The sequence below is a fragment of the Actinoplanes sp. NPDC049316 genome, from assembly GCF_040677315.1.
Taxonomy (GTDB): Bacteria; Actinomycetota; Actinomycetes; order Mycobacteriales; family Micromonosporaceae; genus Actinoplanes.
The window spans coordinates 193,645-210,438 of the sequence record NZ_JBFAQM010000005.1; the positions used below are offsets into that span (position 1 = coordinate 193,645).

Genomic DNA, 16,794 nt, shown 5'->3' on the forward strand with positions numbered 1-16,794 from the left:
CCCATGACGGATGTCGTTGCCGCTAAGTCCGGGACCCAGTGGACCATCGAGGCGGAGGGTCACCGGGCCACAGTCGTCGAGGTCGGCGGCGTGCTGCGCGGCTACTCCGTGGGCGACCGCGAGGTGGTGGACGGCTTCGGGCCGGAGGAGATCTCGCCCGCCTCGTCCGGCCAGATCCTCGCGCCGTGGCCCAACCGCATCCGCGACGGGCACTACACGTTCGAGGGAACGGCGTACCAGCTGCCGCTGACCGAGCCCGACAAGCACAACGCGATCCACGGGCTGACCAACTGGTCGCGCTGGCGGCTCGCCGCGCAGGCGCCGGACTCGGTCACCCTCGAGTTCGACCTGCCGCCGCAGATCGGGTACCCGTGGCCGCTGACGCTGCGGACCCGCTGGACGGTCTCCGCCGACGGTCTGCGCTCCGACCAGGAGGTCACCAACACCGGCGACGCGAACGCGCCGTGGGGCTTCTCGGTCCACCCGTACGTGCAGCTGCCCGGCGTGGCGGTCGACGACACCCTGCTCCGGGTGCCCGGACGCAGCAAGATCCTCGCCGACCAGCGGCTCCTGCCGATCGGCGCGGTGCGGGTGGCCGGGACCGAGTTCGACTACACCGAGCCCCGCCGGGTCGCCGGCGCCGTGCTCGACACCACGTGGGGCGATCTGATCCGGGATGCGGACGGCAGCTCGTCGGTCACCATCTCGGCGCCGGACGGCAGCCGGGCAGTGACGGTCTGGGGCGACGAGAACTTCCACTGGTGGCAGGTCTTCAGCGGGGACACCCTGAGCGGCCCGCGCTTCCGCCGGTCGTTCGCCATCGAGCCGATGACCTGCCCGCCGGACGCCTTCCGCAGTGGGCGCGACCTGATCGTGCTGGAGCCGGGAGCCACCTGGCGTGCCTCGTGGGGCATCCGGCCGTCGGCGGGCTGAACCGTGGAGTTCGACGAGGTCGTCCGCCGGCGCAAGATGGTCCGCACCTACGACCCGGAGCGGCCCGTGCCGCCGGAGATCGTCGAGAAACTGGTCCGGCACGCGCTCCGGGCCCCGTCCGCGGGCTTCTCGCAGGGCTGGGGTTTCCTCGTGCTGCAGGAGCTGGAGGACCGTGAGCTGTACTGGTCGGTCACGGCCTCCGGGGGGCCGGACGACTCGTGGCTCCAGCGCATGCGCACCGCGCCGCTGCTCATCGTCGCGCTCTCCAACAAGTCGGCGTACCTGGAGCGGTACGCGCAGGCGGACAAGGGCTGGACGGACCGGGACGAGCGCCGGTGGCCGGTGCCGTACTGGGACGTCGACACGGGTTTCGCCGCGCTGCTCATGCACCTGACGGCGGTGAACGAGGGACTGGGTTCGCTGTTCTTCGGCGTACCGGCGGACAAGATCGCCGCATTCCGGTCGGCGTTCGGCGTACCGGATGAATTCACCCCGGTCGGCGCGCTGACGGTGGGCTATCCGGCACCCGACAAGAGGTCACCGTCACTACGCCGGGGTCGCCGCCCGGTGGACGAGGTGGTGCATCATGGCCGATGGACCGCAACCGGCACGGCGTCCGTGGGTGCCGGCTGACAGCGGGCACCGTCCGGCGACGGGTGACGGCACGAGCCGCCGCCCACGCCGCGCGGGCGGCCGCCGGGCAACGCCGCGGCCGGTCGCCGTCCCGGCGGCTCGCTAGGCTGGCAGGCGTATCCGCCCGTCCGCGGGGTAAGGCCAGAAGCGAGGGACCGGAGGGGAGCGTGCCGTCGTGATCTTCAAAGCGGTACGGGACGGAGCGCCGTACCCCGACCATCACACGACGCTGAAGAAGTGGGCCGAGATCCCGCCCCGCCCGATCCGCCTGGCCGATCTCATCACCACCAAGCGGGAGCTGGCGCTGGACAAGCTGCTCGCCGAGGACTCGACGTTCTACGGCGACCTGTTCCCGCACGTCGTGGAGTGGAACGGCGGCCTCTACCTGGAGGACGGCCTGCACCGGGCGCTGCGGGCGGCCCTGCAGCAGCGCAACCAGATTCATGCCCGGGTGCTCGTCATCGAGGACTAACACTGTTAGTTTAATTCCCATGGCCGTGTCACCGCTGGACCTGCTGGACCTCGACGAGCTGCTCGGCGACGAGGAGCGCGACGTGCGGTCGCTGGTGCGCCGCGTCGTGGACGACCGGGTGCGGCCCCACATCGCCGAGTGGTACGAGCGCGGCGAGGTCCCCGTCCGCGAGCTGTCGCTGGAGTTCGGCAAGCTCGGCCTGCTCGGCATGCACCTCGAGGGCTACGGCTGCGCCGGCGCCTCCGCGGTCCAGTACGGCCTGGCCTGCATGGAGCTGGAGGCGGCCGACTCCGGGGTCCGCTCGCTCGTCTCCGTGCAGGGCTCGCTCGCCATGTACGCGATCTGGCGCTACGGCAGCGAGGAGCAGAAGCAGCGCTGGCTGCCGGGCATGGCCGCCGGGGAGCTGATCGGCTGCTTCGGGCTGACCGAGCCGGACCACGGCTCCGACCCCGGCAACATGGCCACCCGTGCCCGCCGCGACGGCGACGGCTGGGTACTGCACGGCGGCAAGATGTGGATCACGAACGCGCCGGTCGCCGACGTGGCGGTGGTCTGGGCTCGCGCCGACGAGGGCGTGGTCGGGTTCGCCGTACCGACGGACACCCCGGGCTTCTCGGTGCGCGAGGTGAAGATGAAGCTCTCCCTGCGGGCCTCCGCCACCGGGGAGATCACCCTCGACGACGTCCGGCTCCCCGAGTCCGCCCGGTTGCCCCAGGCGCGGGGGCTCAAGGCGCCGCTGTCCTGCCTCACCGAGGCCCGATTCGGCATCATCTGGGGTTCGCTCGGCGCGGCCCGCGACTGCCTGGAGACCGCGATCGCGTACGCGACCTCCCGCGAGCAGTTCGGCCGCCCGATCGCCGGCTTCCAGCTCACCCAGGCCAAGCTCGCCGACATGGCCCTGGAGCTGCAGAAGGGCTACCTGCTGGCGCTGCACCTGGGCCGCCGCAGCGACGCCGCCGGGCTGCGTCCGGAGCAGGTCAGCGTCGGCAAGCTGAACAACGTGCGCGAGGCCATCCGGATCGCGCGGGAGTGCCGCACCATCCTCGGCGCCAACGGCATCAGCGGGGAGTACCCCGTGCTCCGGCACGCCAACAACCTCGAGAGCGTGCTCACGTACGAGGGAACCTCCGAGGTCCACCAGCTCGTCATCGGCCAGAAATTGACGGGTCTGAACGCCTTCGGCGGCTGAGCGGCTGCGACTGTCGTACCCCTTCCGTACCGTGGGTATCACGGTGCAGAGAGAAGAAGGGGGTGGTCGACGATGGCCCAGTCACCCGGAGTCGACGAGCCGACGAGGGAATACCCGGCCGTCGAAGAGCCCGCGCCGCCATCAGCCGGGCAGCCGCCGGCCGCCGAGGCGCCACCGGCCGACGCGCCGCCGCGGGGCATGGGCGCGTTCGCCCGCGTCCTCATCTTCACCGGCGTGGTGTTCGCCCTGATCGTGGCCATGTGCCTGGGGCTGCGGGCGATCAACGTGCTGCCCGGCTTCGACAACCCGTTCTCCGACAAGACGACCGACCGCAGCCAGCCGGTGCTGCTGCAGTCGATGCGCGACCTGAGCCGCTACGTCGCCGCCGACGGCAACTTCCAGGTGATCGTCGACCTGCAGGAGAACAAGGACAACGTCCCCGACTTCCTGCTCAACAAGCGCACCCTCTTCGTCGGCGCCGGCACGGTCGAGGCGTACGTGGACTTCGGCCAGCTGTCGACCGGCGCGCTGTCGCTGGACGAGGCCAACCACACCGCCACGATCAAGCTGCCCCCGCCGCAGCTCGGCCAGGCCGCCCTCGACATGCAGCGCAGCTATGTGGTGGCGGAGGAGCGCGGCCTGCTCAACCGCATCGGCGACGCCTTCAGCAGCAACCCCGACCAGCAGCAGCGCGTCTACCAGTCGGCCCAGCAACGCATCACCGAGGCGGCGCGCAGCAGCGGCCTGGAGCAGCGGGCCCGGGACAACACCGAGAAGATGCTGCAGAGCCTGTTCGGCCGCCTCGGCTACACGACGGTCACGGTGGAGTTCGCCAGCCCCTGACGCGATGCCCGCCGGCAGCAGGAGCAGGACCGCGCTGATGAAGACGCACGGCCGAGCCGCCGAGCCGCCGACGCGCGCCGCGAGGCCGCGGGGCCGCGGGGCCGGGTTGCGGCGGGGCCGGGTTGCGGCGGGGCGCGGCGCGGCTGAGGGTCCGGGTTCTTCGCCGCTCCGGGTCGGCGGGCGCGGGTGTCGCAAGGGCCGGCGTCCGTGGGGACGCCGGCCCTTGGCCGTGGGAGCTGTCAACCGCCGTGCGGTCGCGCGGGTGGCGCTCGGGGTAGTCGCGCCGGGTGTCACGCGGCCCGGCTGGTTGCGCCGGGTGTCATGCGGCCCGGCTGGTTGCGCCGGGTGTCATGCGGCCCGGCTGGTTGCGCCGGGTGTCATGCGCTCGGGCGGTCGCGCCCGGGCGGCGCCGGCGGGTCATCCGGGCGTCACTCGTTGGGCAGGAGCACCCAGAGGATCAGGTAGATGATGAACTGCGGGCCGGGGAGCAGGCAGGACAAGACGAAGATCAGGCGCATGACGGACGAGGAGACGCCGAACCGGCGCGCCAGGCCGGAGCACACGCCGGCGATCCATCGGTCGTCGCGGGGTCGGGCCAATCGGCGGGTCATGTCGCTCACTCCTTGTGTCGGGTCGGCTGGGGCGAAGCGCCCCGGCCATGTTCCACGGTAGGCAGCGCCGGGCGCTCCGCCCTCGGTCTCGAGGGGGAGAAGACGCCTCACGTTCCCGTAAGGGCACCCCGTACCCGGCTCGGCGCCGCTGTTAACATCGGGGCCTCATCCGCCCCCTACTCTCTGTGGCCTCGGGCGGGTTCTATGGGAGGGATGTCTCGGTGACGCTTGCCGTTTTGTGCGGCAGCACCGGCAACGACCTCGATCCGGCCGCCGCCGGCAGGCTCGCGGACGAGCTGACCGTGGCGCTGACCGCGGCCGGGGCATCGGCAGTGCTGACTCTCGACGGGGCCGACGTGCCCGCCCAGCTGCGCGAGACCGCCCGGATCGCCGCCGACCTGCGCGCGACCGCCGCCCGGGCCGCGGCCGGTGCGAACGAGCCCTTGGTGCTCTGCGCGGACGACCTCGTGGCCCATCCCAGTCTGTTGTGGACCCTTGCCACCGAGCCGGCCGGGCGCAGCACCGCGCTGGTGGCGGCCACAGCCGACGGCACGGGCGGTGACCTGCGGGAGGACCGGGGCCGGCTCGTCGCGGCCGAGGACGGCCCGGCCCGCTTCCTCGGCGCGCTCTGCATCGCCCCGGCCGATCTCGGCCTGCTGGTCACGGCAGCGCGGGAGGCCGCCGAAGCGGCCGAGCGGGGCGACGGCCCCGGCGTTCCCGGCCCCGGTGTTCCCGGCCCCGGTGTTCCCGGCCCTGGCGTTTCCGGCGCTGGCGTTCCCGGCGCCGGCGTTCTCGGCGGCGGGCGGGTGCGAGGCGGCCTGACCCGGCGAGCCGCCGGGAACGCCCTCGACTTCCTGCTGCCCGCGCTCCTCGGCGCCGGCTTGGTGCCGATCGCGACCCGGGTACGGCTGCTGCATGCCGAGCGGGTGCACACCGACGCCGAGCTGGCACACGCCCGTGCCTCGGTCGCGGCCGTGGACGAGGACAAGGCGCTGCTGCGGCTCGCGGTGAAGGAGAAGGACGACTTCTTCACCACGTACGCGGTCAGCAGCTGGTCCCCGTTGGTCACGAAGCTCTGCGCTCGCGCCGGTCTCACACCCAGCGGTGTCACCGCCTTGTCCGTACTGTTCGCCGTCGCGGCCGCGCTCTCGTTCTGGGAGGCGTCGCGGCCGGCGATGGTGGCCGGGGCGGTGCTGCTCTACCTGGGTTTCGTGCTCGACTGCGTCGACGGGCAGCTGGCCCGCTACACCCGGCGCTTCGGCGCGTTCGGCGGGTGGCTGGACACGATGGCCGACCGCGCGAAGGAGTACGCGGTCTACGCCGGCCTCGCCGCGGGCGCGGAACGGGCCGGGCTGCCGTACGCGTGGCCGCTCGCGATCACCGCGATCGTGCTGCAGACCGTCCGGCACATGACCGACACCTGGTACGGCGCCCTGCACGACGAGGCGGCGGCCCGTCAGGCGGTCGGCACCGCGGGCAACAGCGACGCGGGCGGCGGGGTGGGCGCCAAGCTGAGCCGCGCCTCCAACAAGGTGCAGGCGGACACCGGGTCGGTCGCGTACTGGTTGAAGCGGATCGTCGTGTTCCCGATCGGTGAGCGCTGGGCGCTGATGGCGATCCTCGCCGCGCTGACGAACGGGCGGGTCGCGTTGACCGCCGTGGTGGCGTGGGGGCTGCTCGCGGCCGCGTACACCCTGGCCCTGAGATCTCTGCGTTCGGTCTCGATGCGCGTCGGCGTGCTCGACACGGTCGACACGTCGCGGCACCGCGACGACGGCCGGCTGGTCCGCGGCACGGTGAGCGCGGCCAACCTGTCCCGGCCGCTGGCGTGGGCGGCGCTGGCTGCCATCGCCCCGCTCGCCCTGATCGGCGCGGTGGCCGCGGAGGTGGTGCCGCGCGGCACCCGCTGGGGCTCCTGGTGGGGCGGCGATCTGCACGTCGAGCTGGTCCGTGCGGGTGACGCCGGGGTCTGGCTAGTCGTGGTGGCGCTGCTGGTGCTGACCGCCGGCGCTGCGGCCCGGTCGTCGCACGGCGGGCCGCTCGACTGGCTGGTGCCCGCCGGCCTGCGCGCCGCGGAGTACCTGATGGCGGTGGCTGTCGCGCTGATCTGCGAGGTGCCGCCGGCGGTGCTGTTCGCGCTGCTCTTCACGCTGGCGCTGCACCACTACGACCTGACCGCCCGGATGGAGAAGGGCGCGCCCGGCATCGTCGGGAAGCGGGCCCTGCTCGGCTGGGACGGCCGGGTGCTCCTGCTGGTGGTGTTCGCGCTGGCGGGTGTCGCCACGGCCGGGGAGCTGCTGCTCGCCGTCGCGGTCGGCCTGCATTTCCTCACGGGGGCTGTCCAGGACTGGCGAACCGGAGGAAGACGATGACCCTGCTCAGCGTGGTGCTGCCCGTCTACAAGGTGCAGGGCTATCTGAGCCAGTGCCTCGACTCGCTGCTGGAGCAGCCGTTCACCGACTTCGAGATCGTCGCGGTGGACGACTGCTCGCCCGACAACAGCGGCGCGATCCTCGCCGAGTACGCCGCCCGCGACCCCCGCGTCCGCGTCGTCTCCCTCGCCGAGAACGTCGGCCTCGGCCGCGCGCGCAACGCCGGGCTGGACCACGCGACCGGCGAGTACGTGTGGTTCGTCGACAGCGACGACTGGCTGTCCCAGGGCGCGCTGACCGCGGTGGCCGACCGGCTCGCCGCCACCGACGCCGACGTGCTGATCGTCGGCTTCGACCGGGTGCACTGGGACGGCCGGGTCACCCTCTCCGGCTCGGTCGGGACGCTCGCCGAGGCGCCGGAGTCGTTCACGGTCGAGCAGTGGCCGCGGGTGCTCAACGTCCTGCACGTCGCGTGGAACAAGGTGGTACGCCGAGACCTCCTGCTCAAGCTGGGTTTCCGCTTCGAGGAGGGCTGGTACGAGGACGTCTCGTTCACCTTCCCCCTGCTCGCGGCCGCGCCACGGATCAGCGGCCTGGGCCGGGTATGCGTGCACTACCGGCAGCGCCGGACCGGGGCGATCACCCGTACGCTGGGCGACCGGCACTTCGAGATCTTCGACCACTGGGCGCACGCGATGGCCCTCGTCGATCAGTACGCCGACCGCCCGGAGGCGCTGCGCCCGGCGCTCTTCCAGCGGATGATCTGGCACTACCTGACGGTGCTGCGCAACGCGGAGCGGGTGAAGAAGGCGTCGCGCAAACGCTTCTTCGACCGGATGACCGAGGACTTCCACCGGTACAAGCCGGCCCAGGGGTACGAGCTGCCGCCGGGCGCCATGGGGTTGCGGCACAAGTTCGTCGCGCGCGGCGCCTTCCTCCCGTTCCGGGCGATGCAGCGCGCCATCGGCGTGGTCAAGGCGACCGAGCGGGTGCGCAACGTCCCGCTGGTGAAGGCGAAGGGCCTGGTCAAACGGGTACGCCAGGCCGCGTACCGGGCCTATTACCGGCTTCAGCTCCGGCTGCCCGTGGACGACCGGCTCGCCCTGTACGCCGCGTACTGGTATCGCGGGGTGACCTGCAATCCGGCAGCGATCGCGCGCAAGGCGGAGGAGCTGGCGCCCGGCGTCCGCAATGTCTGGGTCGTGGGCCGGGCACGGGCCGCGTCGGTGCCGGCCGGCACCGAGTACGTGGTCGCGGGCTCGCTCGCGTATTACCGCGCGCTGGCCCGGGCCCGCTGGATGGTCAACAACGTGAACTGGCCGAACTGGGTCGTCAAGCGGCCCGGCGCGACGCACGTCATGACCCACCACGGCACGCCGCTGAAGATGATGGGCATGGACCAGGCGGATCATCCGGCCGCCGCGAAGGACCAGAATTTCCATGCGCAGATGCGCCGGGCGGATCGCTGGGACTTCAGCATCACGGCGAACGCGCACACCACGATCGCGTGGGAGCGGGCGTACCCGTGCCGGTACGAGACGCTCGAGGTCGGCTACCCGCGTAACGACCGGCTGGCGGGTGCGACGCCGGCCGACTCCGCCGCCGTACGGGAGAAGCTCGGCATCCGGCCGCACGAGCGCGTGATCCTCTACACCCCGACGCACCGCGAGTGGCTGCCGCTGGGCCGGCAGGTCCTCGACGTAGAGGCGTTCGCGGACCGGCTCGGCCCGGACACCGTGCTGCTGGTACGCGCCCACTACTTCTACGTGGCCGCCGAGCAGCGGGTGCAGACCCGCAGCGGGCGGATCGTGGACGTGTCGGCGTACCCGGTGGTCGAGGATCTCTATCTCGCGGCCGACGTGATGATGACCGACTACTCGTCGGCCATGTTCGATTTCGCGGTGCTGGACCGGCCGCTCGTGATCTACGCGCCGGACTGGCAGGCGTACCGGGAGCTGCGCGGGGTGTATTTCGACCTCATGGAGCTGCCGCCCGGCGAGGTCGCCACCACCTTCTCCGGCCTGGTGGACGTCTTCGCCGAGGGCTCGTACGGGAGCGCCGAGGCGGCGGCGAAGCGGGCGCGGTTCCGGGAGCGCTTCTGCTACCTGGACGACGGCAAGGCGGCCGAGCGGGTGGTGCGCCGGGTGCTGCTCGGCGAACTGGCCGGGTAATACCTGTTCCCGGAAAACCGGGTCCCACCTGCACCGGAAGCGACGTACGCGGCTGGCCTGCGGCAACGATCTCTTTTATCGATCTTGTTCGGGCCTGCACCAGTGTGACGATCTGGTGACACACGGCGAATGGCCGTTCACCCGATGGCAGTCATCGATGCATCTGGTCACGCTAAGCCATCGTCGCAGCTCATCAGCAGGAGGTTGACGGTGTCCACCGTCGCGCTCAAGGACGTCACGAAGGTTTGGCCGGACGGGACCGTGGCGGTCGACAAGGTCAGCCTCGACGTGCAGGACGGCGAGTTCATGGTCCTGCTGGGCCCCTCCGGGTGCGGCAAGTCGACGGTGCTGCGGATGATCGCCGGCCTGGAGGACCCGAGCGACGGCGCGATCCTGCTCAACGGCGAACCGGTCATGGACCTGGCGCCCCGGGAGCGGCAGATCGCCATGGTGTTCCAGGACTTCGCGCTGTACCCGCACATGACCGTCGGCGACAACATCGGCTTCCCGCTCAAGCTCTCCGGCATCGAGCCCGGTTCGCGCGACGAGCGGATCGGCGACGTGGCCAGCGCGCTGGGCATCGGTGACGTGCTGGGCCGCAAGCCGGCGCAGCTCTCCGGCGGCCAGCGGCAGCGGGTCGCGATGGGCCGCGCGATCGTCCGCCGCCCGGGCCTGTTCCTCATGGACGAGCCGCTGTCCAACCTCGACAGCGGGCTTCGCGCGGAGCTGCGCGCCGAGATCACCGGGCTGACCCGCGAGCTCGGCGTCACCACCATGTACGTCACCCACGACCAGGCCGAGGCGCTCACCATGGCCGACCGCGTCGCGATCATGCGCCGCGGCGTGCTGCAGGACATCGGCACCCCCACCGAGGTGTACGGCCGCCCCGCCACCCTGTATGTGGCGGCGTTCCTCGGCTCACCGCGGATGAACCTGCTCGAGGCGTCGGTGTACGTGCACCTCGACCGCTACATCGCCCTCAACCTCGGCGAGCAGGCGCTCTACCTGCCCTGGACCGACCTGCGCGCCCGGGCGATCGCGCACTACCACGGCGAGCGCATCGTCGTCGGCATGCGGGCCGAGGCGATCACCCCGGTCGCGCCCGACGCGCCGGGTGACGTGCTGCAGGGCCGCATCCGCTACCTCGAGCACCACGGGCACGAGTCGCTGGCGTTCCTCGACATCGGCGCCACCGCGATCGTCGTCGACGAGCTGGGCAAGGGCGTGGGCGACGCGGTCCCGGCCGGTGGCGCGCTGCGGCGCTTCGGTGGCGCGCTGCAGCGGCTGACCGGGCGTACGGAGCGGGCAGCGCTCGAGCGCGAGCGGCAGGAGAAGGCCTCGGTGCTGAGCGACCCGGGGCGGCACCACCGGCGGCCCGCGGAGCTCGCGGTACGGCTGGCGCCCTACCCGGCCGTGTCGCCGGGGCATCCGCTGGCGGTGAGCGTACGGATGGACGCGCTGCACTTCTTCGACGAGCGGGGCGACCGCATCGACATCGGCTGGCGCTGACCGATTTCCCGTTCGCCGCCACTTCCGGAGAATCAACGGGTCGGTGCCGTTGACACGGTGCCGTATCGTTCGCCGCACGTCGGTGCGAGGGCGTATCGACGTCCAACCCCAGAAGGGTGGCGATGATGGCGAACGCGTCCGGACTGTTGGTGATCGAGAGGATCCTGCGCGACCGGCAGGGCATCTGGCAGCAGGTCGTCGAGGATCGGTCGTTGTCCAAGCTCACCGGGCAGATGCTGGTGAGCTCGGTGATCGCCCTGGCCTGCTACGGAGCGGTCCTGGGCTCCTTCCACAGTGTCCTGATGGCCCTGACCTCGGCGGTGAAGCTGCCGCTGCTGTTCCTGGTCACGCTGGCGATCTGCCTGCCGACGCTGTACCTGTTCAACCTGGTGTTCGGCGCGCGGTTGTCCGTACGCCAGTCCCTGGCCCTGGTCATGGTGGCGCTGACCGTGACCGCGATGCTCGCGCTGGCGTTCGCGCCGATCGCGCTGTTCTTCCTGATCACGGCGCCCGACTACAGCTTCTTCAAGCTCCTCAACGTCGTGATCCTCGCGCTGTCGGCGCTGGTGGGGCTGCGCTTCCTCACCGGCGGCATGCGGGTGCTCAACGACCACGGCCTGCTGGCGCCCGCCAAGCCCGACGCGCCGGCCGAGGCTCCGGTCAGCCCGGCCGTCGCGGCGCCCGAGCCCGTCGCGGTCGGCGCCGCGGCCAACGGCACGCCGCCGGCCTCCGCGGCACCGGCGGCTCAGCCTGCCGCTCCGGTGGCGCAACCTCCCGCCGTGCCGCCGGGCTACATGCTGACGCCGATCGCGCACCAGCGCCCGTTGCCGCGGCCGGTCAAGCAGCCGGCCCCGCCCAGCATGACGCTGCTCTACGTCTGGATCCTGCTGTTCGGCTTCGTAGGCACGCAGCTGGCGTGGACTTTGCGGCCGTTCTTCGGCAGCCCGGGCATGAAGTTCAGCCTCTATCGCGAGATCGACGGCAACTTCTACGCCGAGATCTTCCGTACGCTCTCGCACCTGTTCTGACGATTTCGTGGGGCTCCACGACTGCCACGGAGGCGGTACACAGCGTAGGCTGCTCGGCGGTGGAGGAAACCGTCGACCACGAAGTGCTGCGTCCGGCTCCGGGCAGGGAGCCCCCGGGCGCCCCCTCGGCGTACGGAGAAACCGGCCGGCTGCTCGACCGGGTGTTCGGCCGCGACGACATCACCGTCCTGCGGCACGAGGTGCTCCAGCGGCTCGAACGGGGCCTGCTCGGCGACCGGCTCGACGGCTTCGTGCTCGCGGTGAACGAGATCATCACGAACGTCGTCCTGCACGCCGGCGGCAGCGGCCGGCTGGTGCTCTCCCGCACGGGGGACTCGGTGTGGTGCACGGTCACCGATTCCGGGCCGGGCATCCCCGAGCGCTTCCGCCGGCCGCCCGACGTGCCGGCGGCCTTCGAGGACGGCGGCCGGGGGATCTGGCTGGCGTACCAGCTGTGCGACGAGGTCGCCATGGCGACCGGCCCGATCGGGACAACTATCGGACTGCGGGTCGGCCTGCCCGGCCGCAATACCACGTCCGACCTGGCCAAGCGGGCATCGAGCAGCACCTGAACCACGGATGAAACGCCGTGGAAATGTCGACAACGGCATTCAAGCGCGTCGGCCGACGCGGGCGACTACATTAGGCCGGTGCTCGGACTACCTCCTCACGTGACGGCATGCCTTTTCGATCTCGACGGCGTGCTCACCCAGACCGCCCTGGTCCACAACGCGGCGTGGAAACAGACCTTCGACGCGTTTCTCCAGGACTGGTCCGCCCAGCACGGGCAGCCCTTTGTGCCGTTCGACACCGGCGCGGACTACCACCGGTACGTCGACGGCCGGCAGCGCGCCGACGGAGTCCGCACGTTCCTCGCCTCGCGGAGCATCACCCTGCCCGAAGGCGCGCCGGACGACGGTCCCGACGAGGAGACCGTCAACGGCATCGGTAACCGCAAGAACTTGCTGGTCCTGCAGAAGATCCGTGAGGGCGCCGTACAGGTCTACCCCGGATCCGTGGACTATCTGCACGCCGCGAAGGACGCCGGCCTGCGCCGCGCCGTCGTGTCGGCGAGCGCCAACTGCAAAGACGTGCTGGAAGCGGCCAAGATCGCCGATCTTCTCGAGGAGCGCGTGGACGGCGTGACGGCCCGTGCGGAACAATTGCCCGGGAAACCCGCGCCGGACACGTTCCTGTACGGCGCCAAGCTGCTCGGCGTCCCCCCGGAGAACTGCGCGGTCTTCGAGGATGCCCTCGCCGGCGTCGAGGCCGGCCGGGCCGGCGGATTCGGCATCGTGATCGGCGTTGATCGGGTGGGTCAAGCCGACGCTTTGCGGGAACACGGCGCTGACATCGTGGTGCAGGACCTCGCCGAGCTCCTCACCCGGTAACACCCCCATATCTGACTTCTTCTCTTCTCAGTTGCGAGAGGCACCACCGTGATCCGTGAACGGGCCTATCCCGTCGACCCCTGGCACATCCGGGAAACCCGGCTGGACCTTGATCTCCTGGCCCAGTCCGAGTCGGTCTTCGCCCTGGCCAACGGCCACATCGGCATCCGCGGGAACCTGGACGAGGGCGAGCCGCACGGCCTGCCCGGCACCTACCTCAACTCGTTCTTCGAGCTGCGGCCGCTGCCGTACGCGGAGGCCGGCTACGGCTTCCCGGAGTCGGGGCAGACCATGGTGAACGTCACCAACGCCAAGCTCATGCGGCTGCTCGTGGACGACGAGCCGTTCGACGTGCGCTACGGCGAGCTGCGGTCCCACGAGCGCACGCTCGACCTGCGGGCGGGCACGCTGGAGCGGACCGTGGAGTGGGTGTCGCCGTCCGGCCAGGCGATCCGCGTACGGACCGTGCGCATGGTGTCGTTCACCCAGCGGTCCGTCGTGGCGTTCCTCTACGAGGTCGAGCCGATCGACGCGTCCGCCCGGCTGATCCTGCAGTCGGAGCTCGTCGCCAACGAGCAGCTGCCGCCGACCAGCAAGGACCCGCGCGTCGCCGCGGTGCTCGACCACCCGCTGCAGGCCGAGGAGATGCTCGAGCAGCGCACCGGCGGCCTGCTCGTGCACCAGACCAAGGCCAGCGGACTGCGGATGGCGGCGGCGATGGAACACCTCGTCGACGCGCCCGGCAAGCACGCCATCACCACGGAGGGTCACCCCGACTGGCTGCGTACCACCGTCGCGTGCAAGCTCGAGCCCGGCCAGAAGCTGCGGGTGGTCAAGCTCGCCGCGTACGGCTGGTCCAGCCACCGCTCGCTGCCCGCGGTGCGCGACCAGGTCGGCGCCGCCCTCGCCAGCGCCCGCCTCGACGGCTGGGACGGCCTCATCGAGGCCCAGCGCGAGTACCTCGACGAGTTCTGGGACCACTCCGACGTCAAGGTCGAGGGTGACCCCGAGGTGCAGCAGGCGGTCCGCTTCGGGCTGTTCCACACGCTGCAGGCCGGCGCCCGCGCCGAGCAGCGGCCGATCGGCTCCAAGGGCCTCTCCGGCCCCGGCTACGACGGTCACACCTTCTGGGACGCGGAGACGTTCGTGCTCCCGGCCCTCACGTACACCCAGCCCTCGGCGGCGGCGGACGTGCTGCGCTGGCGGCACTCCACGCTGGACCTCGCCAAGGAGCGGGCGCAGACCCTCGGCCTGCAGGGTGCGGCCTTCCCGTGGCGCACCATCCGCGGTCAGGAGTGCTCGGCGTACTGGCCGGCGGGCACGGCGGGCTTCCACATCGGCGCGGACATCGCCGACGCGGTCCGGCGCTACGTCTCGGCCACCGGCGACTACGACTTCGAACGCGAGGTCGGCCTGGAGCTGCTCGTCGAGACCGCCCGGCTGTGGCGTTCGCTGGGCCACCACGACCGCCACGGCCGTTTCCACATCGACGGCGTCACCGGCCCGGACGAGTACACCGCGGTGGTGGACGACAACGTCTACACCAACCTGATGGCGCAGCAGAACCTGTTCGCGGCGGCGGACGCGGCGAAGCGCCACCCGGACCTGGCGCGCAAGCTCGGCGTGGACGACGAGGAGTCGGCGTCGTGGCGGGACGCGGCGGCCGCCGTGCACATCCCGTACGACCGTGAGCTCGGCGTGCACCAGCAGTCGGAGGGCTTCACCCGGCTCCAGGAGTGGGACTTCGAGAACACCCCGCCGGAGGCGTACCCGCTGCTGTTGAACTACCCGTACTTCGACCTCTACCGCAAGCAGGTCGTCAAGCAGGCCGACCTCGTCATGGCGATGTACATCCGCGGTGACGCGTTCACCCCGGAGGAGAAGGCGCGCAACTTCGCCTACTACGACGCCCGTACGGTCCGCGACTCCTCGCTGTCGGCCTGCATCCAGGCGGTCATCGCGGCCGAGGTGGGCCACGTCGAGCTCGCCCACGACTACCTGGGCGAAGCGGCCCTGATGGACCTGCACGACCTGCACCAGAACGCCCGCGACGGCGTCCACGTGGCCTCGCTCGCCGGCTCCTGGATCGCCCTCGTGGCGGGCCTGGGCGGCATGCGCGACTACAACGGCCAGCTCTCCTTCGCCCCGCGCCTGCCGAGCCGCATCAACAACCTGGAATTCTCCCTGCTATGGCGCGGCCTCCGCCTCCGCGTCGAGGTGGCGCCGACCGAGGTCACCTACTCGCTGCGCAACGGCGGCGGCTCGGCCCGCCTCGACCTCATCCACCACGGCAAAGAAGTAACAATCACCCAGGTCAAGCCGGTCGTCCTGCCCATCCCGCCGGCCCCGCCCACGGGCCCGGCACCAACCCAACCGGCCGGTCGCGCCCCGGTGCGCCGCGCCACAGGCTCATAACACCGAAAGATGTCGTAGCCCGGTGGGTGGTGCAGACCGCAACTCCCGTCGAGGCCGGCCGGGGGCCAGCATGCGCTGGCCCTCGGCCTTCTTTCTGCGTAAGTGGCCCCGAGTTCTGCTGCGTGCGTGGTCCGAGTTCTTCTGCGTGGGTGGTCCGAGTTCTTCTGCGTGGGTGGTCCGAGCCCTTTCTGCGTGGGTGGTCCCGGGCCCTCTCTGCGTGAGTGACCTCGGCTTTCTTTTGCGTCGGTGGTCCCGGAGCTTTGTCTGCGTGAGTGATCCCGACCTCTCTGTTGAGTTGTCCTGACCTCTCTCCGCGTGGGTGGCTTCCTCCATACGCGCGAACGGTCCCGCCCCTGCGCACGGCCGTGGTCCCGCCCGGTCGCCGCCGGGACCACCAGGCGGCGGTCCGAAGCGGGGCGCACGGGCATGGGCGGGACGAGTCGATGTGGGTGAAGCTAACGCCGGGTCCCGCTGTGGCTGCGGGGCGACGCGCATTCTGTCCGGCGTGCCGCCCTGTCTGCCGTGCCGCCCTGTCTGCCGTGCCGCCCTGTCTGCCGTGCCGCCCTGTCTGCCGTGCCGCCCTGTCTGCCGTGCCGCCCTGTCCGGCGTGCCGCCTTGTCCGCGCGGCGTGTCCTGTCCGCGTCGCCTGCGCTGCCGTCACGCCCGCGCAGCCGCCCTCGAGGCTCGCTGGCATGCCGCCGCGATTCCTCGTCGACCACCACCTCGCCGGTGTCGAGCAGCTGCTGCACGAGAAGCGGAACGCATGCACCGGCTGCACTTCGCCCTGGTGCCTGTGCCGAGCCGAAATGAATGCGTCCGGAACGGTGCCGGTCTTCGACCGAGAATCCCGCGGTCTCGGTGATGTGGTGGCCGGCCGCAGTATTTGCATCCCACGCGACGGCGAACGTGCTCTTGACTTGTTCGGTCATCCGCGGGACAGGGCCACTCCCGGCGCCTCCACTCCCGCGCTTGACGCGATATTGGTCTGCGAAGATCGTGTGTGCCGCAAATAGATCCAGTGGCAACCAGCGGCTTTCTGTGATCCTGCGAGAAATCTTGAGACTAGCGTTTCGCCGGGCCGTCGTTGCCGTTGGCGTTGCCGCCGCGGCCGGCGTTGCCGGTGCCGCTTGCGGTTCCGTTGCCGCTGGCGTTGCTGTCGCGGTGGTGTTCACTGCCGTTTCCGTGGTGGTGCTCACGGCCGCTTGCGTCTCTGCCACGGTGGTGTCC

At 71.2% G+C, this 16,794-nt stretch carries 13 protein-coding genes; 12 read left to right on the top strand and 1 reads right to left on the bottom strand.

What is annotated here, in order from left to right:
• The first annotated feature begins 3 nt into the window (after positions 1 to 3).
• The 5 genes from AB0K03_RS10290 to AB0K03_RS10310 all read left to right on the top strand — a co-directional run bounded on the left by AB0K03_RS10290 (position 4) and on the right by AB0K03_RS10310 (position 4,070).
• Complete coding sequence (locus AB0K03_RS10290) at positions 4 to 933, top strand: aldose 1-epimerase family protein (protein WP_364682784.1); 930 nt, start codon at positions 4 to 6, stop codon at positions 931 to 933.
• 3 nt (positions 934 to 936) lie between these two features.
• On the top strand, positions 937 to 1,566 hold the full coding sequence (locus AB0K03_RS10295; RefSeq protein ID WP_364682786.1) for a nitroreductase family protein: 630 nt from the start codon (positions 937 to 939) through the stop codon (positions 1,564 to 1,566).
• Positions 1,567 to 1,741: 175 nt separating this feature from the next.
• A complete protein-coding gene (locus tag AB0K03_RS10300; protein ID WP_249609840.1) occupies positions 1,742 to 2,038 on the top strand; it encodes a type II toxin-antitoxin system VapB family antitoxin in 297 nt (98 codons plus the stop codon).
• Between the two features lie 25 nt (positions 2,039 to 2,063).
• Entirely contained in the window at positions 2,064 to 3,227 is a 1,164-nt protein-coding gene (locus AB0K03_RS10305) for an acyl-CoA dehydrogenase family protein (protein WP_364683067.1), read from the top strand.
• A gap of 72 nt (positions 3,228 to 3,299) precedes the next feature.
• Positions 3,300 to 4,070, top strand: a complete 771-nt coding sequence (locus tag AB0K03_RS10310; protein WP_364682788.1) for a DUF4230 domain-containing protein — start codon at positions 3,300 to 3,302, stop codon at positions 4,068 to 4,070.
• A gap of 428 nt (positions 4,071 to 4,498) precedes the next feature.
• Here AB0K03_RS10310 and AB0K03_RS10315 read toward each other — a convergent pair whose 3' ends face one another.
• On the bottom strand, positions 4,499 to 4,681 hold the full coding sequence (locus tag AB0K03_RS10315; protein ID WP_364682790.1) for a PspC domain-containing protein: 183 nt from the start codon (positions 4,679 to 4,681) through the stop codon (positions 4,499 to 4,501).
• A 221-nt stretch (positions 4,682 to 4,902) separates the two neighbouring features.
• Between AB0K03_RS10315 and AB0K03_RS10320 the strand changes: the two genes are divergently transcribed.
• The 7 genes from AB0K03_RS10320 to AB0K03_RS10350 all read left to right on the top strand — a co-directional run bounded on the left by AB0K03_RS10320 (position 4,903) and on the right by AB0K03_RS10350 (position 15,567).
• Positions 4,903 to 7,053, top strand: a complete 2,151-nt coding sequence (locus AB0K03_RS10320; RefSeq protein ID WP_364682792.1) for a DUF5941 domain-containing protein — start codon at positions 4,903 to 4,905, stop codon at positions 7,051 to 7,053.
• Entirely contained in the window at positions 7,050 to 9,224 is a 2,175-nt protein-coding gene (locus AB0K03_RS10325) for a bifunctional glycosyltransferase family 2 protein/CDP-glycerol:glycerophosphate glycerophosphotransferase (RefSeq protein ID WP_364682793.1), read from the top strand. The genes AB0K03_RS10320 and AB0K03_RS10325 overlap by 4 nt, the downstream gene beginning before the upstream one ends.
• Before the next feature lie 210 nt (positions 9,225 to 9,434).
• Complete coding sequence (locus AB0K03_RS10330; RefSeq protein WP_364682795.1) at positions 9,435 to 10,733, top strand: ABC transporter ATP-binding protein; 1,299 nt, start codon at positions 9,435 to 9,437, stop codon at positions 10,731 to 10,733.
• Between the two features lie 125 nt (positions 10,734 to 10,858).
• Positions 10,859 to 11,761 carry a hypothetical protein gene (locus tag AB0K03_RS10335; protein ID WP_364682797.1) on the top strand — a complete coding sequence of 301 codons (903 nt, stop codon included), beginning with the start codon at positions 10,859 to 10,861 and terminating at the stop codon, positions 11,759 to 11,761.
• Between the two features lie 59 nt (positions 11,762 to 11,820).
• Positions 11,821 to 12,333, top strand: a complete 513-nt coding sequence (locus AB0K03_RS10340) for an ATP-binding protein (protein ID WP_364682799.1) — start codon at positions 11,821 to 11,823, stop codon at positions 12,331 to 12,333.
• Positions 12,334 to 12,411: 78 nt separating this feature from the next.
• Positions 12,412 to 13,152, top strand: a complete 741-nt coding sequence (locus tag AB0K03_RS10345; protein WP_364682800.1) for a beta-phosphoglucomutase family hydrolase — start codon at positions 12,412 to 12,414, stop codon at positions 13,150 to 13,152.
• Positions 13,153 to 13,200: 48 nt separating this feature from the next.
• A complete protein-coding gene (locus tag AB0K03_RS10350) occupies positions 13,201 to 15,567 on the top strand; it encodes a glycoside hydrolase family 65 protein (protein WP_364682802.1) in 2,367 nt (788 codons plus the stop codon).
• Positions 15,568 to 16,794: the final 1,227 nt, after the last annotated feature.